The organism is Achromobacter sp. T5-5, assembly GCF_055397965.1.
Genome location: NZ_AP027919.1, coordinates 5,082,137 through 5,105,049 on the forward strand (window position 1 = coordinate 5,082,137; position 22,913 = coordinate 5,105,049).

Annotated in this window: 22 protein-coding genes; 11 read left to right on the forward strand and 11 right to left on the reverse strand. The window is 67.0% G+C overall.

Annotated elements, in window-relative coordinates:
- Nucleotides 1-146: 146 nt before the first annotated feature.
- Genes ACZ50Q_RS23045 through ACZ50Q_RS23055 form a run of 3 tightly spaced genes read right to left on the reverse strand, consistent with a single transcriptional unit; the run spans nt 147 to nt 3,420 of the window.
- Complete coding sequence (locus ACZ50Q_RS23045) at nt 147-764, reverse strand: flavin reductase family protein (protein ID WP_464079657.1); 618 nt, start codon at nt 762-764, stop codon at nt 147-149.
- 3 nt (nt 765-767) lie between these two features.
- Nucleotides 768-1,730 carry a carbon-nitrogen hydrolase family protein gene (locus ACZ50Q_RS23050; protein ID WP_092582399.1) on the reverse strand — a complete coding sequence of 321 codons (963 nt, stop codon included), beginning with the start codon at nt 1,728-1,730 and terminating at the stop codon, nt 768-770.
- A gap of 37 nt (nt 1,731-1,767) precedes the next feature.
- Nucleotides 1,768-3,420 (reverse strand): MFS transporter, encoded by a 1,653-nt coding sequence (locus ACZ50Q_RS23055; protein WP_464079658.1) that lies wholly within the window; start codon nt 3,418-3,420, stop codon nt 1,768-1,770.
- Nucleotides 3,421-3,580: 160 nt separating this feature from the next.
- Here ACZ50Q_RS23055 and ACZ50Q_RS23060 point away from each other — a divergent pair, with 160 nt between their 5' ends.
- The gene (locus ACZ50Q_RS23060; protein WP_076519136.1) at nt 3,581-4,429 is read left to right on the forward strand and encodes an IclR family transcriptional regulator; all 849 of its coding nucleotides are present in this window, start codon (nt 3,581-3,583) and stop codon (nt 4,427-4,429) included.
- A 120-nt stretch (nt 4,430-4,549) separates the two neighbouring features.
- Here the strand turns inward: ACZ50Q_RS23060 and ACZ50Q_RS23065 are convergent, their stop codons facing one another.
- Nucleotides 4,550-5,530, reverse strand: coding sequence for a Bug family tripartite tricarboxylate transporter substrate binding protein (locus tag ACZ50Q_RS23065; protein ID WP_464079659.1), 981 nt, complete (start codon nt 5,528-5,530; stop codon nt 4,550-4,552).
- Nucleotides 5,531-5,681: 151 nt separating this feature from the next.
- Nucleotides 5,682-6,809 (reverse strand): mandelate racemase/muconate lactonizing enzyme family protein, encoded by a 1,128-nt coding sequence (locus ACZ50Q_RS23070; RefSeq protein ID WP_076519134.1) that lies wholly within the window; start codon nt 6,807-6,809, stop codon nt 5,682-5,684.
- 159 nt (nt 6,810-6,968) lie between these two features.
- Between ACZ50Q_RS23070 and ACZ50Q_RS23075 the strand changes: the two genes are divergently transcribed.
- On the forward strand, nt 6,969-7,847 hold the full coding sequence (locus tag ACZ50Q_RS23075) for a LysR family transcriptional regulator (protein ID WP_464079660.1): 879 nt from the start codon (nt 6,969-6,971) through the stop codon (nt 7,845-7,847).
- 20 nt (nt 7,848-7,867) lie between these two features.
- Here ACZ50Q_RS23075 and ACZ50Q_RS23080 read toward each other — a convergent pair whose 3' ends face one another.
- Together ACZ50Q_RS23080 and ACZ50Q_RS23085 are read right to left on the reverse strand one after the other, a co-directional pair.
- On the reverse strand, nt 7,868-9,058 hold the full coding sequence (locus ACZ50Q_RS23080) for an amidohydrolase family protein (RefSeq protein ID WP_464079661.1): 1,191 nt from the start codon (nt 9,056-9,058) through the stop codon (nt 7,868-7,870).
- Complete coding sequence (locus ACZ50Q_RS23085; RefSeq protein WP_076519131.1) at nt 9,058-9,255, reverse strand: hypothetical protein; 198 nt, start codon at nt 9,253-9,255, stop codon at nt 9,058-9,060. Before ACZ50Q_RS23085 ends, ACZ50Q_RS23080 begins: the two co-directional genes overlap by 1 nt.
- A 195-nt stretch (nt 9,256-9,450) precedes the next feature.
- Between ACZ50Q_RS23085 and ACZ50Q_RS23090 the strand changes: the two genes are divergently transcribed.
- Both ACZ50Q_RS23090 and ACZ50Q_RS23095 read left to right on the forward strand, forming a co-directional pair.
- Nucleotides 9,451-9,963: an ASCH domain-containing protein gene (locus ACZ50Q_RS23090; protein WP_076519130.1), complete on the forward strand. Its 513-nt coding sequence runs from the start codon at nt 9,451-9,453 to the stop codon at nt 9,961-9,963.
- A 296-nt stretch (nt 9,964-10,259) separates the two neighbouring features.
- Nucleotides 10,260-10,586, forward strand: a complete 327-nt coding sequence (locus ACZ50Q_RS23095; protein ID WP_076519129.1) for a virulence factor — start codon at nt 10,260-10,262, stop codon at nt 10,584-10,586.
- A 237-nt stretch (nt 10,587-10,823) separates the two neighbouring features.
- Here the strand turns inward: ACZ50Q_RS23095 and ACZ50Q_RS23100 are convergent, their stop codons facing one another.
- The 4 genes from ACZ50Q_RS23100 to ACZ50Q_RS23115 form a co-directional block, all read right to left on the reverse strand.
- Nucleotides 10,824-11,072, reverse strand: coding sequence for a hypothetical protein (locus ACZ50Q_RS23100; protein WP_083714258.1), 249 nt, complete (start codon nt 11,070-11,072; stop codon nt 10,824-10,826).
- 233 nt (nt 11,073-11,305) lie between these two features.
- Nucleotides 11,306-12,652, reverse strand: a complete 1,347-nt coding sequence (serS, locus tag ACZ50Q_RS23105; protein WP_464079662.1) for a serine--tRNA ligase — start codon at nt 12,650-12,652, stop codon at nt 11,306-11,308.
- Nucleotides 12,653-12,694: 42 nt separating this feature from the next.
- Entirely contained in the window at nt 12,695-14,035 is a 1,341-nt protein-coding gene (locus ACZ50Q_RS23110) for a replication-associated recombination protein A (RefSeq protein WP_464079663.1), read from the reverse strand.
- 149 nt (nt 14,036-14,184) lie between these two features.
- Entirely contained in the window at nt 14,185-14,976 is a 792-nt protein-coding gene (locus tag ACZ50Q_RS23115) for a deaminated glutathione amidase (RefSeq protein ID WP_092582392.1), read from the reverse strand.
- 176 nt (nt 14,977-15,152) lie between these two features.
- Between ACZ50Q_RS23115 and ACZ50Q_RS23120 the strand changes: the two genes are divergently transcribed.
- The 7 genes from ACZ50Q_RS23120 (at nt 15,153) to ACZ50Q_RS23150 (ending at nt 22,910) form a co-directional block, all read left to right on the forward strand.
- Nucleotides 15,153-16,421, forward strand: coding sequence for an amino acid deaminase (locus tag ACZ50Q_RS23120; protein ID WP_464079664.1), 1,269 nt, complete (start codon nt 15,153-15,155; stop codon nt 16,419-16,421).
- Between the two features lie 113 nt (nt 16,422-16,534).
- Nucleotides 16,535-18,094, forward strand: coding sequence for an ABC transporter substrate-binding protein (locus ACZ50Q_RS23125; protein WP_076519124.1), 1,560 nt, complete (start codon nt 16,535-16,537; stop codon nt 18,092-18,094).
- 90 nt (nt 18,095-18,184) lie between these two features.
- Nucleotides 18,185-19,126 (forward strand): ABC transporter permease, encoded by a 942-nt coding sequence (locus ACZ50Q_RS23130; RefSeq protein ID WP_092582389.1) that lies wholly within the window; start codon nt 18,185-18,187, stop codon nt 19,124-19,126.
- Nucleotide 19,127: 1 nt separating this feature from the next.
- Complete coding sequence (locus ACZ50Q_RS23135) at nt 19,128-20,003, forward strand: ABC transporter permease (RefSeq protein WP_092582388.1); 876 nt, start codon at nt 19,128-19,130, stop codon at nt 20,001-20,003.
- 2 nt (nt 20,004-20,005) lie between these two features.
- A complete protein-coding gene (locus tag ACZ50Q_RS23140) occupies nt 20,006-21,013 on the forward strand; it encodes an ABC transporter ATP-binding protein (protein WP_464079665.1) in 1,008 nt (335 codons plus the stop codon).
- On the forward strand, nt 21,010-22,008 hold the full coding sequence (locus tag ACZ50Q_RS23145; protein ID WP_092582386.1) for an ABC transporter ATP-binding protein: 999 nt from the start codon (nt 21,010-21,012) through the stop codon (nt 22,006-22,008). The genes ACZ50Q_RS23140 and ACZ50Q_RS23145 overlap by 4 nt, the downstream gene beginning before the upstream one ends.
- A 29-nt stretch (nt 22,009-22,037) precedes the next feature.
- Nucleotides 22,038-22,910: a MurR/RpiR family transcriptional regulator gene (locus ACZ50Q_RS23150; RefSeq protein ID WP_076519119.1), complete on the forward strand. Its 873-nt coding sequence runs from the start codon at nt 22,038-22,040 to the stop codon at nt 22,908-22,910.
- Nucleotides 22,911-22,913 lie beyond the last annotated feature (3 nt).

Genomic DNA, 22,913 nt, shown 5'->3' on the forward strand with positions numbered 1-22,913 from the left:
ATGCTAGCAGCCCGGATTTAGGGGACATCTGGCGAAGTGGGGACCTTATTGACGCAAGCTCTACGCATTGCGCCCGGCACGCCGGCAACGTTGTAAAAAAGCCGCTGCCGGCGGCAGAAAATGTCGGCCCGCAGGCCGCCAACCGCCTACGTCGGCAAGGTCGGCCGCGCGAGCTGGAACGTGTCCGTGCTGCGCGCATACCAGCCACCGCCGTGCATGCGGGCGATCAAACCCAGCGCCGGCGTGTCCACGTGGCCACGTTCGGCGTCGCGCACGCAAGCGTCGTCCACGTGCGCGCCCAGCACCCGTCCGATGACGACAATCTGCCGCGGACCGGTCACGACCGTTGCCTGGCTGACACACTCCAGCGACACGGGACTGCCCTGGATGCGGGGCGGGCGCACATGCGTGGCCGGCAGCGCCGTCAGGCCCGCCGCCGCCAATTCGTCGACGTCGGCCGGATAGTCGGCGCAGGTCTGGTTCATTTCGCGCACCAGCGACTCGGGCACGAGGTTCACCACGAATTCGCCGTTCTCGATGATGTTGGCGCCGGTGTCCTTGAAATCTCCGTCGGGATGGCGCATCAGGCCGATGGCGACGGTGGGCGGCTGGTGCCCCATCACGTTGAAGAAGCTGAACGGCGCCGCGTTGACGACGCCTTTGTCCGACAGCGTGGTGACCCAGGCAATCGGACGCGGCGTGACGGTCGAGGTAAGGATGTTGTAGACCGTCTGCGCCGGCAAGGCGCTGAAATCAAAATGCATCGATCAGGCCTCCTGCTGCGGCGCGGCGGCGCCGACCGCCGACACCGCGCGCTTTTCGCGGGTGTCGACCTGCAGCTGGAAGACGTCGGGGCGGGCGTAGTGCCCGGAGACGTCGAAATCGTATTTGCCGCGCAGGATCTGGTGGGGGTCGATGTCGGCGTACAGGATGGTCTCGTCCGAGAAGTCCGGGCCGGCCAGCACCTCGCCCAGCGGGCCGATGATGGCGCTGCCGCCGCGCATCAGCACCGTGTCCGGCGCGTCGCCCAGCGCGCATTCGAAGTCCTCGGGGTAGGCGCTGCGGCGCAGGTGCTGGCAGGCCGTGAGCACGTAGCAGCGGCCTTCCAGCGCGATGTGGCGCATGCTGGGCAGCCAGGTGTCGCGATCGTCGGCCGTGGGCGCGCAGTACAGCGCCACCCCCTGGCTGTACATGTACATGCGCAGCATGGGCATGTAGTTTTCCCAGCAGATGACGGCGCCGATCTTGCCGTAGGGCGTGTCGATGACGGGCATGGTCGAGCCGTCGCCAAAGCCCCAGATCAGGCGTTCGCCGGCGGTGGGCATCAGCTTGCGGTGCTTGCCGGCCAGGCCTTCCTGGCCGTTGAAGTACAGCACGGTGCAATACAGCGTGCCGCCGTCGGCCTCGATGCAGCCCATGACGACGACGCTGCCGGTGTCGGCCGCGGCCTGCGCCACCAGCGCGACCTCTTCGCCGTCCAGCCGGATGGCCTGCTGGTGGTAGCTGGCGAACGCGTCGCGGCCCTCGGGCTTGCGCATGCCGATGGGCGCGCCGAAGGAATTGCCCTTGGGATAGCCGCCCAGGAAGGCCTCCGGGAACACCTGCACGCGGGCGCCCTGCTCGGCCGCCTGGCGGATCAGCGAAGCCGCCTTGCGGGCGCAGGCCACGCTGTCGGTGGGAATGGACGCCGCCTGGATGACGGCGGCCTTGAAGGTTTTTTGCTCGGACATGTGTCTGCTCGCTTGTCTCGGAATTCTGCTTTTTTCGTTAATGGGCCGGGTCTTCGTCGATGGCCTGGGCGCGCGTGTTGGGCAGCAGCAGGCTGCCGATGATGCCCACGATCACCATCACCGTCACCGGATACATCAGGCCGCCGAAGATATTGCCGCTGGCCTGCGCCAGGTACGTGGCCGTAAAGGGGACGATACCGCCAAATATGCCGGCGCCGATGTGATACGGAAACGACAGCGCGGTGTAGCGGATGCGCGCGGGGAACAATTCGACCAGATAGGACGCGACCGGTCCATACACCATGGCGACGACGGCGGTCATGAGCACCAGGATCAGGATGATGGTGGCGCGGTCGATGCGCGCGGGGTCCGCCTTGTCGGGGTAGCCCGCCGCGGCCAGCGCCTTGGCGTAGCCGGCCCGGTCAAAGCCGTTGACCGTGACGCCGCCCACGCTCATCGCGATCTCCTGCCCCGGAATCGGCGCGGCGTATTCGAAGTTGATGCCCTTGCCGACCAGGAATTTCTTGGCCTGCACGCAGACCTTCTTGTGGTCGGCGTGGCTGCCGATCATGGCCGCCTGCAGCCCGAAGTCGCACGCGCCGCCGCCGGTATCGGCATGGACACGGACGGGCGTTGTCTGCATGGCCTGCGCCAGCGCCGGGTTGCCGGCGCTGAGCAGGACGTCGAACATGGCGTGGTAGCCCACGGCGCCGATGAACAGACCCGCCATCATGATCCACTTGCGGCCGATCTTGTCGGACAGCCAGCCGAACAGCACGAAGGTCGGCGCGCCGATGATGAAGCCGATCAGGATCAGCGTGTAGACAGTGGTCTGGTCAAGCTGCGCGGCCTGCTGCAGGAAGATCATGACGTAGAACTGGCCGGTGAAGTAGGTCGCGCCCTGCCCGGCGGTGACGCCGATCAGCGCCAGCAGCACGAGGCGCAGGCTGGGCCATTGGCCGAACGTTTCCTTGACCGGGTTCTTGGACAGGCGGTTCTGCTGCTTCATGCGCGTGAAGACCGGCGACTCGTGCAGCTTGGCGCGCACGTAGATCGAAATGGCCAGCATGACGATGGACAGGATGAACGGCAGGCGCCATCCCCACTGGCGGAAGTCCTCGGCGCTCATCGACGCCTGCACGCACAGGATCACCACCAGCGACAGGATCAGGCCGGCCGACGAGGTGATCTGGATCCAGCCGGTCAGCAGCCCCCGGCGCCTGGGCTCGCAGTGCTCGGCGACGTAGATCACGGCGCCGCCGTATTCGCCGCCCACGGCCAGGCCCTGCACCACGCGCAGCGTCAGCAGCAGGATCCACGACAGGTGGCCCGCCGACTGGTAGGTGGGCAGGCATCCGATCAGCACCGTGGCCCCGCCCATCATCACGACCGTGATGAGGAACGTGTATTTACGTCCCAGCTTGTCGCCCAGGTAGCCGAACATCACCGCGCCCAGCGGCCGGATGATGAAGCCCACCGCCAGCGCGCCCAGGGCGGCCAGCAGCGCGACCGTCGGGTTGTCCTGCGGGAAGAGAACCTGGCTCATGAAGACGGCCAGCGTTCCGTAGATGAAAAAGTCATACCACTCGAACAGCGTGCCCAGGGTCGAGGCGACCACGACCTGGCGTTCTTCCTTGCGGCTCAGCGTAGGCCCGGCGTCGAGCCTGGGCAGTGCGACATTTGCTTCCATGCTTGCTTTCCCCTGTCGTTTTAGATTGATACTGCTGTATGCATTAACTATTATCAAACTTATAGCGGGACTGGTAAAAGCTAGGGGAAACCCGGCGCGGCGCGGCAAAGCCGGCAAAAGCCGCTGCTACACTGCCGCCACAAACACAGTGGAGGCAGCAATGGCAAGGCCCGCCGGCAAGGCTGAGAAAAATTCGGAACAGGCGCCGGCCACGGCGCGCAGGGGCATCCAATCGATCGAGGTGGGGTTCCGGATCCTGGACGTGATCCGCAAGGCCGGCCGCCCGCTGCCCCTGAAGGAAATCGCCGACGCCTGTGAACTGACGGTCCCCAACGTCCACTATTACCTCGTGAGCTTCCAGAAGGTGGGCGTGGTGCAGCAGCATGCCGACACCGGCCACTATGGCCTGGGGCCCTATGCCTTGCGGCTGGGGCTGGCGGCCCTGGAACAGTTCGACGTGTTCACGACGGCCCGGCCCATCATGGCCGAGGTGGCCGCGGCCACCGGGCATACCGTGTTCCTGGGGGTGTGGGGCAACAAGGGGCCGACCATCGTCTATCGCGTCGAAGGCAGCCGCAGCCGGCCCTTGCTGGAGTTGCGCGTGGGCACGGTGATGCCCCTGCTGTCGTCGGCGCTGGGCCGCAACTTCCTCGCGCACCTGCCGGATGCGCTGACCCGTGAACTGCTGGAACAGGAAATGGCCTCGTCGGTGCCGGAGAGCCACGGCGGCACGGCGGGCAACGCCTACACAATGGCGGACGTGCAGGCCATCCGCGACGAAGTGCGCAAGCACCACATCAGCCGTTGCCGCCACGCGCTGCTGCCTCACTTCACGTCGCTGTCAGCGCCCATCTTCGACATGCTCGGCGAAATGAAGGCGGCCATCACGCTGATGGGGCCGGTGGGCGCCGTGGATGACGACCTGGAGTCCGACACCGCCCGGCTGCTCAGCGAGAAGGCCCGTTCGATCTCGGCCACGGCGGGCTGGGTGGACCCGGAGGCGCGCTGAGGGAGGCGCGCTGAGGGAGGCCGGCTGTCACGGTGTCTGCCTTTCCCGGTGTCTGACACCCGCGGCGCGCGCCTGACATTTGAAGACCGTCTTGGTCGGGTGTCAGACACCGGAACAGCATCACCCCTGCGCGACGATCTTCGCGTCCTGGATCGTCTTTGCGTACTTCTTCTGCTCGCTCTTCATGAAGTCGGCAAAGCGCTGCGCGCCCCCGCCGCCGTCTTCCGCGCCCACCTGCGCCAGCTTCTGCTGCACGTCGGCCATCGCCAGGACCTGGTCGATGTCGCGGCTCATGCGCTGGACCATGCCGGGGGGCATTCCGCCAGGACCCACCATGCCGAACCAGATGCTGGCCTCGAAACCCGGATAGCCCTGCTCGGCCACCGTCGGCACGTTGGGGTGGCTCTTGGAGCGCTGCTGCAGCGTCTGCGCCAGGGCGACGACCTTGCCCGACTGGATCAGCGGCGTGGCGGTCGTCATGCCCTCGAAGCAGTACTGCACATGCCCGCCCAGCAGGTCGTTCATCAGCGGCGCCGATCCCTTGTACGGCACGTGCAGCACGTCGATGCCCGCGCGCGCCTTGAAGATTTCCAGCGCAAGGTGCTGCGCCGATCCGCTGCCCGCGGAACCGAACACGATCTTGCCCGGCTGCGCGCGGCAAAGCTGGACGAGTTCGGGCAGGGTCTTTGCCGGCTGGCCAGCGCCCCCGATCAGGATGGTGGGCGTCTTGCCGACCAGGGCGATCGGCGTGAAGTCCCTGTCCACCGAATACCCCAGATTGGGCTGCAGCCCCGGCGCGATGCCGTGGCTATTCACGTGCGCCATCAGCAAGGTATTGCCGTCGTTGGGCTGGCGGGCGACCTGCTCGGCCGCGATGACGCCGGCCGCGCCCGCGCGGTTTTCCACGATGACGGGCAGGTTCCACAACACCCCCAGCTTCTGGCCCAGCAGCCGAGCCAGCACATCGGTGCCCCCGCCCGCGGGAAAGCCAACCACGATCTTCACCGGCCCGGACGGCATGTCCTGCGCCCGCGCCGCCGCCGGCAGCACGAGCGCCGCCCCCAGCGCCGCGGCGCCGGTCATGAATTGCCTACGTTGCATTGTTGTCTCCTCGCGCGCCGGTCCAAGGGCCGGCATCGGGTTATGTGGACACTGCCTCCTTCAGATGCATCCGGCCGTCTGTCGCGGCCTGGATGCGGGACTGCTGCACGACACCTGCGGGCACGCGCGATGCGCGTGCCTTGCTTCCCGGTCAGCGGGCGACGCGCGTCCACTTGCCGTAGCGGTCGACCATGCGCTCATCAAAGCCGAAGCCCAGGCCCGGTTCCTGGTGCAGGATCACGCGGCCCTGCTTGTGGGACAGTTGGCGGTCGACCAGCTTGCGGAAGTTCAGCACCTGGTCGTCCCAGAAGAATTCGACATAGCGCGCGTTGGGCGTGGCCGCGACCAGAGGCGCGTGCACGTCGTGGAACCAGTGCGGGCACACCACCACGCCGTAGCTGGCCGCGGTGGCGGCGATGCGCTTCCATTCGGTGATGCCGCCGCAGACCGCGGCGTCCGTCTGCAGGATGCCGGCGGCGCCCTTGTCCAGCAGCTCCTTGTGATACCAGCGGCCGTAGCCGATCTCGGCGGTGGCGATGGGCAGGTGCGTCAGTCGCGCCAGCTTGGCGTGGCTGTCGATATCGTCGGGACCGAAGGGCTCTTCGATGAAATACGGTTCGTACTGTTCGAAGCGGCGGATGTATTGCATGGCCTGCGTCACGTCCTGCCAGGCGTTATTGCAGTCCATCATCAGTTCGACGTCCGGCCCCACGGCCTCGCGCGCGGCCTTCAGGCGCGCTTCTTCTTCGCGCGGCGTGAGGCGGCCGGTTTTCATCTTGACGGCGCCAAAGCCCTTTTCCACATAGCTGGCCATTTCCTCGCCCAGGTGCTGCGGGGTCTTGCCATCGAGGTAATAGCCGCCGCTGGCATAGGCCGGCACGGATTCAAGCTCGACCGCGCCCAGGAATTTGTGCAGCGGCAAGCCCGCCGTCTTGGCATTCAGATCCCACAGCGCGATGTCCAGCGCGCTCAGCGCGCGCATCACCGTGCCCTGGCGGCCCTGCAGCAACGCCTCCTGGTACATGGCCTGCCACAGTCCTTCGACCGCGTGCGAGTCCTTGCCGAGCAGCACCGGGCCCAGCAGGCTCTGGACGGCCGCCTCGAAGATGGCGCCGCCGGCGCTGCCGACGTAGCAAAAGCCAATGCCCTCGACGCCGTCGGTCGAGCGCACCTTGACCAGGCCGTAGTGGCGCGTGGACACGGTGCGGTTGGAAAACGAGGTGACCTTATCCAGAGGCACCGCCGCGGCGCATACGTCTATGGATTCAATGATGGGCACGGGGGGCTCCTTGGTAGCAGTGAAGTCGACAGGGCCGACCGGCGCGCCGTGCGCTGCCTGATCGCCTGGACGTATTCTTCCCGCCGCCAAAGAAAACAACAATTATCTTCATGCATCTTTAGAATATGGAAAAAACATCTTTCAAGGAGACAGCCCGCCGTGGACTCGCGCTTTCTGCAAACGTATGTGCACGTGGTGGAGCTGGGTTCCATCGCCCAGGCCGCCAGGCACCAGGGTTTGACGCCAGCCACCGTGCAGCAGCGGCTGCGCGCGCTGGAGGCGGACGTGGGCAGCGCGCTGATCGCGCGCTCGGGGCGCACGGTCAAGCCCACGCCGGCCGGCGTGCGCATCCTGGAACGCGCGCGGGCCATCCTGCGCGACGTGCGCGACCTGCGGTCTGCCGCTTCGGAGACCGACCTGCCGGCCGGCCCGTTGCGGCTAGGCGCCACGCCCACCGCGCTGACCGGCATCATGCCGCCCGTGCTGCGCACCTGGGCGGCGCGGCACCCGGGCATCGAAATCTATATCGAGCCCGCGCCCACCACGCTGCTCTACAGCAAGGTGCTGTCGGGCGAACTGGACGGCGCGCTGCTGGTGCATCCGCTGTTTGCCATTCCCAAGACCTGCGCCTGGCGCGATCTGCGGCACGAACCGCTGGTGCTGGTCACACCGGCTGACATGAGGGTGGATGATCCGCTGGCCGTCATCGCGCGCGAACCCTACATCTGCTATGACCGCAGCGTGGTGGGCGGCAAGATGGCCGATGACTACCTGCGCGCGCGCAGCCTGCGGCCCCGGGTCCGGTTTGAACTGGACGGCATCGAGTCCATTGCCAAGCTGGTGTCCGAGGGGCTGGGCGTGGCGTTGCTGCCCGACTGGGCCAGCACCGCCACGCCGCCGGCGCACGTAAAGCGCTGGCCGCTGCCCGCGCCCTGCCCGGTGCGCACGGTGGGCGCCATCTGGCTCCGGTCGGGAGTGCGGTCGGAATTGATGCGGGCGTTCGTGGAATTGGCCGAGTCGCAGCTCGGCCTGGGATGAGCGGGCGGGACGCGGAACCGCTAGGCGATGGCGTCTTCGCCGTTGCGCGCCACGACCTTGCCGCCTGACACCACAAGGCGCCGGGGCGGGCGCTGCACCACGGCCTGCGCGATGTAGCCGGCATCGACCAGCACGAAGTCGGCGCGCGCGCCGGGCGCCAGGCCATAGTCCGCAAACCCGCAGGCGCGGGCGGCGGCGCCGGTCACGCAATCGAACGCCCATTCGATTTCATCGTCGCGGCGCAGGTCGTTGCGCAGGCCGATCAAGGCCGCGCGCTCCAGCATGTCGGGACTGCCGTACGGCGTCCAGGTATCCCGGATGCCGTCATTGCCGCCGAAAATCGTCACTCCCGCCTCGCGGCAGGCGCGCACCGCCGGCACCGGCCGGGACGCCGGCGCGGTGGTCAGCAACGCCACATCCAGCAGCGCAAGCCGGCGCAGCAGGCCATCCAGCCGCCGGGCGTCGACCCCGCCCAGGCAAAAGGCATGGCTGATGACGACCTTGCCCTTCATGTCCAGCGCCTGGATGCGATCCAGAATCAATTCAAGGGTAAAGGCGCCCAGTTCGCCGGGCTCGTGCAGATGGATGTCCAGGGGCTTGCCGTGCCTGTCGGCCAGCCCGAAGAGGACGTCCAGGGATTTCACGGGATCGCGGTCGATGGCGCACGGGTCCAGCCCGCCGAGCACATCGGCCCCTTCCGCGAGAGCCCTGTCCAGCAACTCCGCGGTGCCCGGGCGCGCCAACAGGCCGGACTGCGGAAAGGCCACGGTCTGGATCTCTACGCGGCCAGCCAGTTCCTGGCGCGTGGCATGCACGCCGTCCAGGTGTTTCAGGCCGGCCTCGGTGTCGATGTCGACGTGGGTGCGGATGCGGGTGGCGCCCGCGCGCAGGAAGGCCAGGGCCAGGGCGCGCGAATGGCTCGCGGCATCGTGGCCGGTGTCGGCACGCCACTTGCGCTCGTTGTCGATGCGGTCGGTGAGCGACGGTCCGACCTTGTTGACGTACCAGGCCGAGCCCCAGGTCGTCTTGTCCAGGTGGGTGTGCCCTTCGATGAAAGCCGGCAGCAGCAATGCGCCGCCGCCGTCTTCCCGCGCGACGGCGGGGTCGGCTTCGAGTCCCGGGCCCACTTGCAGGATGCGGCCGCCGCGCACCAGAACGTCGACGGCCTCGCCTTGCGGCGTGCGGACGTTCGTCAGGAGCAGATCCGCCATCAGACTTGGGGCGGCTCGATCCAGAAGAAGCGTTCGCCTTGCCGGACCATGTCGGCCACGCCTTCGGCGCCGATGCGATAGTCGGTGCCCATGAGCGTGGCGCCGCCATCCTCATGAATATGGATGACGGCCAACGGGTCATTGGCCATGGTGTACCAGTAGTAACCGGGCTTGAGATCGTGCAGGTCAGTAGTCATGCGTCGAGTATACAAATAACGCCTCGCCGTTTTCAAAAAGACAACACTCCCGAGGCCGCATCCTGACAGTCAGGTCGTGACACGTCATACTCCTTCTGCAGAGCTTGAATAAACCTCTGGCAGATGGCAGGTGCCGGCCCCGGCCACAACAGCAAGAGGCGCGCAAGCGTTGATCGCGAGGGAAACAGCTAGCACATGAAACGGCAGTCACTTCAGTTTAGCGAACCGCTTAAAAAGGCCGTCCTGGATGGCGCAAAGGTGCAGAGCCGGCGCATCCTGAAGCCGCAGCCGTCCAAGTTCACCACGGTCTGGTATGCGGACGCCGCGGATTCGGGCAGGTGGGTGGCCATGGGCCCCTCGCCCGATAATCCTTCCGAATTGCGCAAGACCTCCAGCTGGGTGCGCTGCCCCTACGGAAAATCCGGGGAAACCATCATCCTGACCGACGAAGCGGGCACCCCATTTGCCACCGCCGTCGTGGTGGGCGTGCGCATCCAGCGCCTGCAGCACCTGACCGAAGCCGACGCGCGTGCCGAAGGCACGCACGCCCTCTATCAGAGTTCGGCGCTATTGCCCGGCGTGCCGCTGCAGACCGCGTTTGCCCTGATGTGGTGTGAGCGCTACGGAGCCCACGCCTGGGCCGCGAATCCGTGGGTATGGGTGGTCGAATATCGCCAATCCGTGCCCTACGAATCCGCGGACGCGTGAACCGCCGGGGCACGGCCGCAACATGCGTTACCCGTGACGGTCCGCACATAGTGACGACATGTAACCCGGGCGCCCCGCTTCAGCACATTCCAGGCTATTTCAATCGACTTCAATACCGGATCCGCCAGAGCGGGCGCCCGCTGCCGCAGTGCAGCAACTGCTTGCATCTGAAATGGGGTGCGGTTGCGGATTGTCGCCATTGCGCCCGCGTTGCTTACGAATAGCTGGCGCAAACCGCCGAAAATAGCGTCAACGAATACTCAACTTTGCTGCGTCAGGCAGTAGGCAGGTGCAAGATGAAAAAATGGCTTATCGCAAGTGTGGGTGCCGCGGGTTTGCTGATCTCCAGCGTCGCCATGGCGCGCGTGGACGTCGGCATCTCCATCGGCATCCCGGGCGTCGTCTACCCGGCGCCCGTCTATGTCGCGCCGCAGCCGGTCTACGTGCCGCCGCCGCCCGTCTATTACCGGCCCGCGCCTGTCTACGTGGCGCCGCCCGTGGTTTATCCGGCGCCGGTGTATTACCGCGGCGGCCGCTATTATGATCGCGGGCATTATCACGGGCCCAAGCATGGTCATGGCCATTACCGCGGCCGCGGTCATGGACACGGACGCGACGACTGAACCCGCGCAATCCCGCGGGAACAAAAAAAGGCCACTCGATGAGTGGCCTTATTTTCGTGGGGGCAATGTCCGGTGCCCCTGCGCTTGACCTGTCAGGCTGCGGGAGCCTGGACGGGTTTAACGGCCAGCGGAGCCGGTTGCTGCGGCACCTGCTTGGCCTTGTCATCGGCCCAGCGCGGTGATTCCTGAACGAGATCGATCCATCGACGGGGCGCACTCGACGCCCGCCACCAGCCATTATGCGGACGCATGAGCAAACTCCGGTTCACCGTTGAAACGCACACCATTGATACCCTGGAACAAGTGACGGCTTTCCTGTTCTGCTTCGTGCAAGTCTGCGAACGGCGCCTGTCCCGGCACGGTCCAGCATTTTTCCGGTGCGGTTCCGCCGATACGGCGCGTCCATATTTGCACGCGGTAGCCTTGCTCGTCTTCCTTGGCCACAGAGCATCTCACACGAAAATCTCCAATCATTCTTGAAGTCATGGACAACTCCTTGTTATATAAGTGAATGAAGCGTGTAGAACGCCGGTGTATTGTGCCGTAACTATCCGGCCCTTTTATGGCAAATACACAATTGCTCACATCAAAAATCAAGCACTCACGCGAGCAGAATAGCGTTCCAAAGCGACAGGATTATGTCGCAATGATAAAAAAAAACGGAGCCCGAAGGCTCCGTCTTTTTATCGGCCATATGGCCGATGGACACGGCGCGGTTATCAGGGCTTGAGCACCGTCAGACCGCCCATATAAGGCTGCAGCGCTTCGGGAATCAGCACGCTGCCGTCGGCCTGCTGGTGGTTTTCCAGCACGGCGACCAGCGCGCGGCCCACGGCCAATCCCGAACCGTTCAACGTGTGCACGTATTCCGGCTTGCCTTGCGCGTTGCGGAAACGGGCCTGCATGCGGCGGGCCTGGAAGGTTTCGCAATTGGAGACCGACGAGATTTCGCGCCACGTGTTCTGGGCCGGCAGCCACACTTCCAGGTCGTAGGTCTTGGCCGAGCCGAACCCCATGTCGCCCGTGCATAGCAGCACGACGCGGTAGGGCAGGTTCAGCAGTTGCAGCACGCGCTCGGCGTGGCCGACCATTTCCTCGAGGGCCTCGTACGACTGGTCCGGCTGCGTGATCTGCACCATTTCGACCTTGTCGAACTGATGCTGGCGGATCATGCCGCGCGTGTCGCGGCCGCCGCTGCCGGCTTCGGAGCGGAAGCACGGGGTGTGGGCCGTCAGTTTGAGCGGCAGGTCGGCGGCAGCCTGGATGGCGCCGCTGGCCACACTGGTCAGCGTGATTTCGGACGTGGAGATCAGGTATTGGTCTTCGCGCACATACGGCTTGCCCTGGTCGTCGACCTTGGGATCGTCATCGCCGCCGCCCTTGGAGACCGCGAACATGTCGTCATTGAACTTGGGGAGCTGGCCCGTGCCGAACAGCGTCGACGCGTTGACGATATACGGGGTGTAGCACTCGGTATAGCCGTGCGTGCCGGTCTGCAGGTCCAGCATGAACTGGGCCAGCGCGCGGTGCAGGCGGGCGATGGGGCCGCGCATGAACGAGAAGCGCGCGCCCGACAACTTGGCGGCCATGTCGAAATCCAGGCCCAGCGGTTCGCCCAGCGCGACGTGATCGCGCGGCTCGAAGCCCAGCGCGGGCGGATTGCCGTCGGGACCGGCCTCGGCGGGCAGCCAGCGGCGGACCTCGACGTTGTCGTCGGCAGACTCGCCCAGCGGCACGCTGGCGTGCGGCAGGTTCGGCACCGACATGAGCAGGTCATTGAGGGGCTGCTGCAGGGCGGCCAGCTCTTCTTCGAGCTGCTTCAGGCGCTCGGGCACGGCCTGGGATTCCGCCATGACGGCGCTGGCGTCCTCGCCCTTGGCCTTCAATTGGCCGATCTGCTTGGCCAGCGCATTGCGGCGGGCTTGCAGGGATTCGGTCTCGGTCTGGACGGCCTTGCGGCGAGACTCCAGGTCGTTGAACCGTTCCGTGTCGAAGGCGACGCCGCGGGTCTTGAGGCGGTCCACGACGGTTTGCAGGTCTTTGCGCAGCAGTATCGGGTCTAGCATGGTGAGGTCGGTGAGGTTGCGAGAGGCGACGGGGTTTGCCCGTCACCGGTTCTTGGCACGTTCCTGCGCGTCCAGCTCGCGCAGGAATGCCAGCTTCTGCTGGATTTTAGCCTCCAGGCCGCGATCGGTCGGCCGATAGAAGGAAGGCTTGAGTCCATCCGGGAAATATTGCTCGCCCGCGGCGTAGCCGTGGGGCTCGTCGTGCGCGTAGCGATAGGCCTTGCCGTGGCCCAGTTGCTTCATCAATTTGGTCGGCGCGTTGCGCAGGTGGATGGGCACCGGCGCGCTGCCGTGTTCCGCGGCGAATTTGCGGGCCTGGTTGTAGGCGTTGTAGACGGCGTTGGATTTGGCCGCGCACGCCATGTAGACCACCGCCTGCGCCAGCGCGAGCTCGCCTTCGGGCGACCCGAGACGTTCGTAGATGTCGGCGCCGTTGACCGCCAGGTCGGTGGCGCGCGGGTCGGCCAGGCCGATGTCTTCGACCGCCATCCGCACCAGGCGGCGCGACAGGTATTTGGGATCGGCGCCGCCGTCGATCATGCGGCAGAACCAGTAGAGCGCGGCATCGGGGTTGGAGCCGCGCACCGATTTGTGCAGCGCGCTGATCTGGTCGTAGAAGGCGTCGCCGCCCTTGTCGAAGCGCCGCAGGTTCTGCGACAGCGAGATCTCCAGCCAGGCGGCGTCAACGGTATCGCGGCCCGCGGCCTGCGCCGATTCGGCCACGACTTCCACCGCGCTGATCAGGCGGCGCGCATCGCCGTCGGCCCAGGCGGCAAGCTGTTCGCGGGCGTCGGGCTCGATGCGGATGGCCTCGCCGGCCTCCAGCCCTTCGTTGAGCGCCTGCACGGCGCGGTCGACGAGCTGCTGCAGTTCCTCGGCGGTCAGCGATTGCAGGACATAGACGCGCGCCCGCGACAACAACGCGGAGTTGACCTCGAACGACGGATTCTCGGTGGTGGCGCCGATGAACGTGAACAGGCCGCTTTCCACATAGGGCAGGAAGGCATCCTGCTGGGCCTTGTTGAAACGATGGACCTCGTCGACGAAGAGGATCGTGCGGCGGCCCTGCCCTTGCGCCACCTGCGCCACAGTCACGGCGTCGCGGATGTCCTTGACGCCGCCCAGCACGGCCGAAATGGCGATGAACTGCGCATCGAAGCCGTCGGCCATCAGGCGCGCGAGCGTGGTCTTGCCCACGCCGGGCGGCCCCCAGAAGATCATGGAGTGCGGACGGCCGGACTCGAAGGCGACGCGCAGGGGCTTGTCGGCGCCCAGCAGGTGCGATTGGCCGACGACGTCGGACAGGGTGCGCGGACGCAGGCGTTCGGCCAGGGGCACGTAGGGCCGATGCGCAGGATCGGCCGCGAAGAGATCGTTGCTCATTGGCAGCAGATGAAGGGAAACAGCAAGGATTTCAAGTCCGCATTACACCATGCCGCGCGCCGGCGCCCCTGCCGTGCGGCCCCGGGGCCGACGCCGCGCATCGCGCACCGTTCCAGCCTTCCCCCACGGAATGACGGACTCGGCCGGCCCTAAGCCAGTTCCGGCGGCGCGAACCGCCGGTTGGCCAGCACGGGCAACACCTTGCGGGCATGGGCCAGCCGCTCGGGGTCGATGTCGGCAAACACCAGCGCGGGCGCTTCGCCGGCCCGGGCCGTGACCACGCCCAGGGGGTCCACCACCATGCTGCAGCCGATGTTGCGTTCGCCGCATTCGCCGGTGGCCGCCACGTAGCAGGTGTTCTCCAGCGCACGCGCCGTGACCAGCACCTCCCAGTGCATTTCCTTGAGCGGGCCGCGCACCCAGGCGGCGGGCAGCACCAGCAGGTCCGCGCCATCCAGCGCCAGCCGGCGGGCCAGTTCGGGAAAGCGCACGTCATAGCAGGTCATGAGACCCACGCGCAGGCCGGCGATGTCCAGCAGCGGCGGAATCTCGGCGCCGGGGGTGACGTTGGTGGATTCCTTCATGGTGAAGGCATCGTACAGATGCAGCTTGCGGTACTGCGAAAGGATCTGGCCGTCGCGGATCGTGACCAGCGTGTTCCACACCCGCCCGTCGCCCGCCGGGACGTGGACGCACATCATGGTCGCCAGGTCCGAGCCGCGGCTGGCCTCCACGAGGCGGGTGATGAACGGGCCATCCAGCGGCTGCGCCGCCTTCAGCACGATCTGCGGATCGGTGATGTCGCGGGCCAGGATGCCTTCGGGCAGGACCAGCAAGCCGGCTCCGCCGGCGCGCGCGCGTTCCATCAGGTCGACGCAGACCTGCGCATTCTCTTCCCAGACGCGGCTGACGGCGAACTGGCCCAGGGCGACTTTCAGCATGGCTTTTCCTTGGTTGGGGCACGGGCGCGCCTGGGCGGCGCGCGGCATGGACCTATTTTCCCATCGTCGGCGCGGCGCCGGCTACGGGAAACTCCTAGCTCCCGCTTGAAAATTTCTTTCACGATAATTAAAAAAATCACGAGACACGTAAATAATTTCCAAATCGGGCGACCGCCATGACCAATTCCTCCTCCCCCGCAGCGCTTCTGGATGTGAACGGCAAAGGCCTGGGCGCGTTCCCCGAGTCCTGTACCACCGCCGACGTGGCGGCGCTGAACTGGAATCTGCTGGCCGAGGACGTGAGCCTGCCCGTGGCCGTGCTGTACGAAGCCCGCATGCGCCATAACCTGCAGTGGATGCAGCAGTTCATGGAGGCCTATCACGTCAGGCTGGCACCCCACGGCAAGACGACGATGAGCCCGGCCCTCTTCAAGCGCCAGATCGACAACGGCGCGTGGGGCATCACCCTGGCGACCGCGCCGCAGGTCCTGGCGGCCTATCAGCACGGCGTGCGCCGGGTGCTGATGGCCAACCAGCTGGTGGGCCGCGCCAACATGGCCATCATCGCCCGCCTCCTGCAGGACCCGGCCTTCACGTTCTTCTGCATCGTGGATTCGGCCGCCAATGCCGCGCAGCTTGGCCGCTTTTTTGGCGAACAGGGGCTGGTGCTGCCGGTCCTGATCGAACTGGGCCCGGCGGGCGGGCGCACCGGCGTGCGCGACGAGGCGCAGCTGCAGGCGGTGGCCGACGAGATCGCTCGCTGGCCCGGCCTGGCGCTGGCCGGCATTGAAGTCTACGAGGGTGTGCTGCAGGAAGAAGGCGCCATCCGCGCGTTCCTGCGCCGCGCCACCGACGCGCTGCGCGGGCTGGCCGCGGCCGGCCGGCTGCGCAAGCACGGCCCGGCCCTGATCTCCGGCGCGGGCTCGGCGTGGTTTGACGTCGTGGCCGAGGAATTCTCGCAACTGGACATCGGCGGACCGCTGGAAGTGGTGCTGCGTCCGGGTTGCTACCTGTCGCACGACGTGGGCATCTACCGCACGGCGGCCGAACGCATCAACGCGCAAAACCCGGTGGCGCGCAAGATGGAGCCCGGCTTGCAGCCCGCCCTGCAGGTCTGGGCCTACGTGCAGTCCCTGCCCGAACCGGGACGCGCCATCATCGCCCTGGGCAAGCGCGACGCCGCCTTCGACGCGGGCCTGCCCACGCCCGCGCTCGTGTACCGGCCCGGCCAGCCGCAGCCGGGCGCCGCGCCCGGCCACTGGAAGCTGTCCGCCATGATGGACCAGCACGCCTTCATGCAGATCGGCGAGTCCGACGACATCCAGGTGGGCGACATGATCGCCTTCGACATCTCCCATCCCTGCCTGACGTTCGACAAGTGGCGTCAGGTCCTGCTGGTGGACGAGCAATACGGCGTCACCGGCGTGGCCGAAACCTTTTTCTAGTCCCCCTGCCCGCGGCACCGCGCCTGGCCCCAAGGGGACCCGCAGCATCAGGGCACCCGGCGCTCAACCGATACCACGAGACAACCTGTTTCTGACCCTCTGGAGAGAGAATCATGAACTTCCGACCCTCCCGGCGAGGCGGCGGGCTGAAAAGCCTGCTCGCGGCCGGCGCAATTGGCTTGACCGCTTTGTCGACCCCCGCCCTCTGTGCCACGCCGGTCAAGGGAGGCACGATCTCCGTCGCCACCATCGGCGAGCCGCCCACGCTGGATCCGATGACCAGCACCGCGGACCTGGTGGGCATCCTGACCCAGCACTTCTTCGAAACGCTGTACACCTTTGACGCCAAGTGGAACCTGACGCCGCTGCTGGCCGACAAGATGCCGGAAGTCAGCGCCGACGGGCTGGTCTACACGATCCCGCTGCGCCAGGGCATCACGTTCCATGACGGCTCGAAGATGGATTCGTCGGACGTGCTGGCGTCGCTCAAGCGCTGGACCGAGACCGCCACGCGCGGCAAGATGGCCGCCAAGATCATCGCGAACATCGAAGCCCCGGACGCGAACACGATCCGCATCACGCTCAAGCAGCCCTATGCGCCGCTGACCGCGCTGCTGGCCATGAACAACAGCGCCGCGGTGGTCATGCCCAAGGGCAAGATCGCGCCGGCCCTGACCGAATTCATCGGCACCGGCCCCTATCAGCTCAAGGCCCGCGTGCCCGACCAGTACGTGCAGTTGGTGCGCTTTGACGGCTACAAGCAGCGCGAAGGCGAACCCGACGGCTACGGCGGCGCGCGCAAGCAATACCTGGACGAGATCCGCTTCGTGCCGGTCAGCAATGCCAACACCCGCGTGGAAAGCGCCGTGGCCGGCCAGTTCGATTACGTCGACTCGCTGCCCGTGGAGTCCCTGGCCAAGCTCAAGAACGGCCGCTCGGACCCCGTGATGCTCAAGCCCTTCGGCTGGCCCCGCCTGGTGCTCAACACCAAGCAGGGCATCATGTCGAACCAGGCCGTGCGCCAGGCGGTGCAGCTTGCCCTGAACGAAGAGGACATGCTGTTCGCGGCCTTTGGCGACAAGAACTTCTACAAGCTCAATGGCGACCTGTATCCGGAAGGCTATCCGTGGGCCACGTCGCTGGGCGGCAAGGTCTACAACAAGGGCGACGCCGCGGCCGCCAAGAAACTGGTGGACGGCGCCAACGTGCAGGACCGCAAGATCCGCATCCTGACCAGCCAGCAGTACGAGTTCCACTACAAGATGGCGCTGGTCGCCGCCGAGTACCTGAAGGCCGCGGGCTTCACGGTGGACATGCAGGTCGTGGATTGGGCCACGCTGACGCAGCGCCGCCAGGATCCGGCCGTGTGGGACATCTTCATTACCCACAGCCCCTTCCTGCCCGAGCCGGCGCTGATCGACTTCCCGTCCAAGGACGCGCCGGGCTGGTGGGACACGCCGCGCCGCAACCAGGTGCTGGACGCCTTCAACCAGGCCGGTTCGCAGGAAGAGCGCGTCAAGCGCTGGGCCGACGTGCAGCAGGCCGTGTATGACGAGGTGCCGTTCATCAAGGTCGGCGACTTCAATGCGCAGGCCGCGCGCTCACCCGCGCTGCAGGGCACGCGGGCGGTGCCGTGGCCGTACTTCTGGAACGCCTGGAAGGCGCCCAAGTAAGCGCCGGCCCGGCGGGCGGCCCCTGCCGCCCGCCGCCGGCACCCGCACGCGATCCGTTCGCGCCCGCGCAATGACTTCTAGGACTCCACCGTGTTGCGTTATCTCTTGAACCGGCTGGTCGGCCTGGTGGCCGTGATGTTCATCGTCGCGACCATCGTGTTCGTGATCATCCGTCTCACGCCCGGCGACCCGGCCGCCGTGATGCTGGGGCCGCAGGCCAGCCAGCAGGACATCGCCGCGCTGCGCGCGCAGCTCGGGCTGGACCAGCCCGTGGCGGTGCAGTATGTGTCCTGGCTGGGCAAGCTGCTGCAAGGCGACCTGGGCCAGTCCATTTTCATGAACAAGCCGGTGCTGTCGGCGCTGGCCGACCGCGCCGAGCCGACGATCCTGCTGACGCTGATGTCGCTGCTGATCGCCAGCGCCATCGCCCTGCCGGTGGGGATTCTGTCGGCGGTCAAGCGGGGCACCGCGCTGGACCAGTCGGTGCTGTCGTTCTCGATGTTCACGTCCAGCGTGCCCAGCTTCTGGCTGGGGCTGCTGCTGATGCAGGTGTTCTCGGTCAAGCTGGGCTGGCTGCCGGTGGCCGGCTATGGCGGCCCGGACGCCTCTCTGGCCACGCGCCTGTCGCACCTGATCCTGCCGGCCGTGGTGCTGGGCCTGGTGAATTCGGCGCTGATCACCCGCTTCATCCGCGCCAGCATGCTGGATGTGCTGCGCGACGACTACGTGCGCACGGCGCGGGCCAAGGGGCTGCCCGAACGCAAGGTCATCCTGAAGCATGCGGTGCGCAACGCGCTGATCCCGATCCTGACGGTGCTGGGCCTGACCACGGCGCTGCTGATCAGCGGCGCGGTCGTGACCGAAACCGTGTTCGGCCTGCCCGGCGTGGGCAGCCTGGTGGTCTCCGCCGTGCTGCGCCGGGACTATCCCGTCATCCAGGGCGCGCTGCTCATCATTGCGGCGATCTACGTCCTGATCAATCTGCTCATCGACCTGCTGTACCTGGTGGTCGATCCCCGGGTGCGCTACTAGAATGGCTATCGCAACTTCCGCTCATAACGGCGCCGGCGCCGACCGCTGGCAAGTCCTGCGCCTGCTCGTGGCGCGCAAGACGGTGCTGATCAGCCTGATCGTGATCGTCGTGCTCACGGTCGCCGCGCTGCTGGCGCCGTGGATCAGCCCGTACGATCCCTTCAAGCTGTCCATCATGAACCGGCTGAAGGCGCCCGGCGCCGCGCACTGGTTCGGCACCGACGACTTCGGGCGCGACGTGTTCAGCCGCGTGATCCACGGCGGCCGCCTGTCGCTGATGGTGGGCTTTTCCGTCGTCATCCTGTCCAGCGTGCTGGGCATCGCGCTGGGGCTGGTCGCGGGCTTTTTCCGCACCGCCGACAAGTTCGTGTCGCGGCTGATCGACGCGATGATGGCGTTCCCCGACATCCTGCTGGCCATCTCGCTGGTGGCGGCGCTGGGACCGTCGCTGGTCAACGTGGTGATCGCGCTGGGCATCGTCTACACGCCGCGCCTGGCGCGCATCGTCCGGGCCTCGACGCTGGTGATCCGCGAACTGCCCTTCGTGGAAGCCGCCCGCGCGCTGGGCGTGCCCACCTGGCGCATCGTCACCGTGCACGTGCTGCGCAACCTGGTGTCGCCGATTCTGGTGCAGGGCACGTTCATCTTCGCCTACGCGATCCTGGCCGAGGCGGGCCTGTCGTTCCTGGGCGTGGGCGTGTCGCCCGACATCCCGACCTGGGGCACCATGATCAACGCCGGCCAGCAGTACATGGGCTCGGCGGACTGGATCATGATCTTTCCCGGCATCGCCATCGTGCTGTCCGTGCTGTCGCTGCAACTGGTGGGCGACGGCCTGCGCGACGTCCTCGATCCGCGCCTGCGCAAGGAGCTGTAAACATGACGGCAAGCACCCGAGACATCGTGCTGTCCGTGCAAGGGCTGAAGACCTGGTTCCACAGCCGCGACGGCATCGCCAAATCCGTGGACGGCGTCACCTTCGACCTGGCCCGCGGCGAAACCCTGGCCATCGTCGGCGAGTCCGGTTCGGGCAAGTCGGTGACCAGCCTGTCCATCATGGGCCTCTTGCCCAAGCCGGCCGGCCGCATCGAGGCGGGCCGTATCCTGTTCCGCGACCGCCAGGGCACGCAGCACGACCTGGCCCGCGCCACGCCCGCCACCTTGCAGCGGATCCGCGGGGCCGAGATCGCCATGATCTTCCAGGAGCCCATGACCAGCCTGAACCCGCTGTACACGGTAGGCGACCAGATCGCCGAGGCCGTGCTGCAGCACGAGGGCGGCTCGCACGCCGCGGCGCTCAAGCGCGCCCGCGAGATGCTGGAGCGCGTGGAGATTCCCGCGGCCGACCGGCGCGTCAACGAATACCCGCACCAGATGTCGGGCGGCATGCGCCAGCGCGTGATGATTGCGCTGGCGCTGGCCTGCAACCCGGCCGTGCTGATCGCCGACGAGCCCACCACGGCGCTGGACGTGACGGTGCAGGCGCAGATCCTGGACCTCTTGCGCCGGCTGCAGGCCGAGATGAACATGAGCATCCTGTTCATCACGCACAACCTGGGCGTGGTGGCCGAGATCGCGCACCGCGTGGCCGTCATGTACGCCGGCCGCGTGGTGGAAGACGCCGGGGTCTACGACCTCTTTGAAAAGCCCACGCATCCCTACACGCGCGGCCTGCTGTCCTGCCTGCCGACCGCCGCGCTGCTGGCCTCGGGCGAGCGCCTGCGCGCCATTCCCGGCAACGTGCCCAGCGTGCTGTCCCTGCCCGCGGGCTGTACCTTCGCGCCGCGCTGCCCGCTGGCCGCGGACGACTGCCGCGCCGCCGTGCCCGAACTGGTGACCGTGCAGGCCGAACACCGCGCGCGCTGCATCAAGGTGAATCCGATATGACGAGCAACCCGACTCCGCGCGCCGGCGATCCGCTGGTGCGCATCGAGGACCTGAAGGTCCACTTCCCCACCTCGCAGTCGCGCCACGCGCCCGTGGTCCGGGCGGTGGACGGGGTGAGCTTCGAGGTGCCCCGCAACACCATCGTCGGCCTGGTCGGCGAATCCGGGTCCGGCAAGACCACGACCGGCCGCGCCCTGCTGCGCCTGTTCGCGCCCACCGCCGGCCGCATCGTGTTCGACGGGCACGACATCACGACGCTTAATGAAAAGCAGATGCTGCCGTGGCGCCGCCGCATGCAGATCGTGTTCCAGGACCCGTACGCCAGCCTCAACCCCCGCATGACGGTGGCCGAGATCCTGGGCGAGGCGCTGGACACCCACAAGCTGGCGCGCGAGCGCCGCGCCGAGCGGATCGGCGAACTCCTGGAACGCGTCGGCCTGAACGCCGACCATCGCCGCCGCTATCCGCATGAATTTTCCGGCGGCCAGCGCCAGCGCATCGGCATCGCGCGCGCGCTGGCGGTGGAGCCGGATTTCATCGTGGCCGACGAGCCGGTGTCCGCGCTGGACGTCTCGGTGCAGGCGCAGGTGCTGAACCTGCTGCAGGACCTGCAGCGCGACCTGGGGCTGACCATGCTGTTCGTGGCCCACGACCTGGCGGTGGTGGACTACCTGTGCGACGACGTGGTGGTGATGTACCTGGGCCGCGTCATGGAGCGCGGCCCGACCCGCGAGGTCTATGCCCGCCCCCGCCACCCCTATACGCGCGCCCTGCTGTCCGCCGCGCCCGTGCCGGATCCGCGCGCCCCGCGTTCGCGTATCCTCCTGAAAGGCGACATCCCCAGCCCGGTGAACCCGCCTTCCGGCTGCGTGTTCCGCACGCGATGCCCGCACGCCATCGAGGCCTGCGCGGCCGCCGTGCCGCCGGCCGTGGGCGTGAGCGCGGACCATTACGTGTCCTGCATCCGCCTCGACGATCCCGCGCTCGCGGCCTAGGCCCGCCCGATTTGATCCAGGAATCCCACATGAACATCATCCGCGACATCGTCTTCCAGATACGCAGTCGGCGGGACGCATTGAGCGTGACCGAACGCAAGGTGGCCGACGCCATCCTGGACGACATCATCTGGAGCGCCAGCGCCACCGTCGACCAGTTGGCGGCCAAGGCGGGCGTCAGCATCGCCACGATCTCGCGCTTCGCGCGCACGGTCGGCTGCGACGACACGCGCGACCTGAAAATGAAGCTGGCGCAGGCCAGCACGGTGGGCAGCCGCTTCCTGGATCCCAGCGCGCCGGCCGAGGAAAGCACGTTCTACGCGCGCATCTACGCCGACATCGAAAGCACGCTGCGCGCGCACCTGCCGACCTTCACCGAGCCGCTCTTCGAAGCGGCCGCGTCCATCGTGGATGGCGCGCGCATGATCTACGTCTTCGGCATGGGCGGCGCGTCGGCCGTCCTGGCGCAGGAAGTCCAGTCGCGCCTGGTGCGGCTGGGCTATCCCATCGCCGTGTACAGCGACGCCGTGCTGCTGCGCATGGTGGCGGCCACGCTGGACGAGCGCGATGCGGTGCTGGTGCTGTCGGCGTCGGGCCTCACGCCCGAGATCGTGGGCGCGGCGCGCATCGTCAAGCAATACAACGCGCGCATCGTCGCCATCACCGACGCGTCGTCCGAGCTGGCCGGGCTGGCCGACGTGGTGCTGCCGATCCGCACCGACGAGACCGACTTCATCTACAAGCCGTCCGCCTCGCGCTACGCGATGATGCTGGCCATCGATCTGCTGTCGACCGAACTGGCCATGCTGAACCAGGAAGAAAACCGCGAACGCCTGCGCCGCATCAAGCTGGCGCTGGACGAGCACCGCGGCGGGCCGAACCGCCTGCCGCTGGGCGATTGATCT

Coding starts and splice junctions, on each gene's coding strand:
- ACZ50Q_RS23045 (WP_464079657.1), bottom strand. CDS start 764: ATGCATTTTGATTTCAGCGCCTTGCCGGCGCAGACGGTCTACAACATC.
- ACZ50Q_RS23050 (WP_092582399.1), bottom strand. CDS start 1,730: ATGTCCGAGCAAAAAACCTTCAAGGCCGCCGTCATCCAGGCGGCGTCC.
- ACZ50Q_RS23055 (WP_464079658.1), bottom strand. CDS start 3,420: ATGGAAGCAAATGTCGCACTGCCCAGGCTCGACGCCGGGCCTACGCTG.
- ACZ50Q_RS23060 (WP_076519136.1), top strand. CDS start 3,581: ATGGCAAGGCCCGCCGGCAAGGCTGAGAAAAATTCGGAACAGGCGCCG.
- ACZ50Q_RS23065 (WP_464079659.1), bottom strand. CDS start 5,530: ATGCAACGTAGGCAATTCATGACCGGCGCCGCGGCGCTGGGGGCGGCG.
- ACZ50Q_RS23080 (WP_464079661.1), bottom strand. CDS start 9,058: ATGGCGGATCTGCTCCTGACGAACGTCCGCACGCCGCAAGGCGAGGCC.
- ACZ50Q_RS23085 (WP_076519131.1), bottom strand. CDS start 9,255: ATGACTACTGACCTGCACGATCTCAAGCCCGGTTACTACTGGTACACC.
- ACZ50Q_RS23090 (WP_076519130.1), top strand. CDS start 9,451: ATGAAACGGCAGTCACTTCAGTTTAGCGAACCGCTTAAAAAGGCCGTC.
- ACZ50Q_RS23095 (WP_076519129.1), top strand. CDS start 10,260: ATGAAAAAATGGCTTATCGCAAGTGTGGGTGCCGCGGGTTTGCTGATC.
- ACZ50Q_RS23100 (WP_083714258.1), bottom strand. CDS start 11,072: ATGACTTCAAGAATGATTGGAGATTTTCGTGTGAGATGCTCTGTGGCC.
- serS (WP_464079662.1), bottom strand. CDS start 12,652: ATGCTAGACCCGATACTGCTGCGCAAAGACCTGCAAACCGTCGTGGAC.
- ACZ50Q_RS23110 (WP_464079663.1), bottom strand. CDS start 14,035: ATGAGCAACGATCTCTTCGCGGCCGATCCTGCGCATCGGCCCTACGTG.
- ACZ50Q_RS23115 (WP_092582392.1), bottom strand. CDS start 14,976: ATGCTGAAAGTCGCCCTGGGCCAGTTCGCCGTCAGCCGCGTCTGGGAA.
- ACZ50Q_RS23120 (WP_464079664.1), top strand. CDS start 15,153: ATGACCAATTCCTCCTCCCCCGCAGCGCTTCTGGATGTGAACGGCAAA.
- ACZ50Q_RS23125 (WP_076519124.1), top strand. CDS start 16,535: ATGAACTTCCGACCCTCCCGGCGAGGCGGCGGGCTGAAAAGCCTGCTC.
- ACZ50Q_RS23135 (WP_092582388.1), top strand. CDS start 19,128: ATGGCTATCGCAACTTCCGCTCATAACGGCGCCGGCGCCGACCGCTGG.
- ACZ50Q_RS23140 (WP_464079665.1), top strand. CDS start 20,006: ATGACGGCAAGCACCCGAGACATCGTGCTGTCCGTGCAAGGGCTGAAG.
- ACZ50Q_RS23145 (WP_092582386.1), top strand. CDS start 21,010: ATGACGAGCAACCCGACTCCGCGCGCCGGCGATCCGCTGGTGCGCATC.
- ACZ50Q_RS23150 (WP_076519119.1), top strand. CDS start 22,038: ATGAACATCATCCGCGACATCGTCTTCCAGATACGCAGTCGGCGGGAC.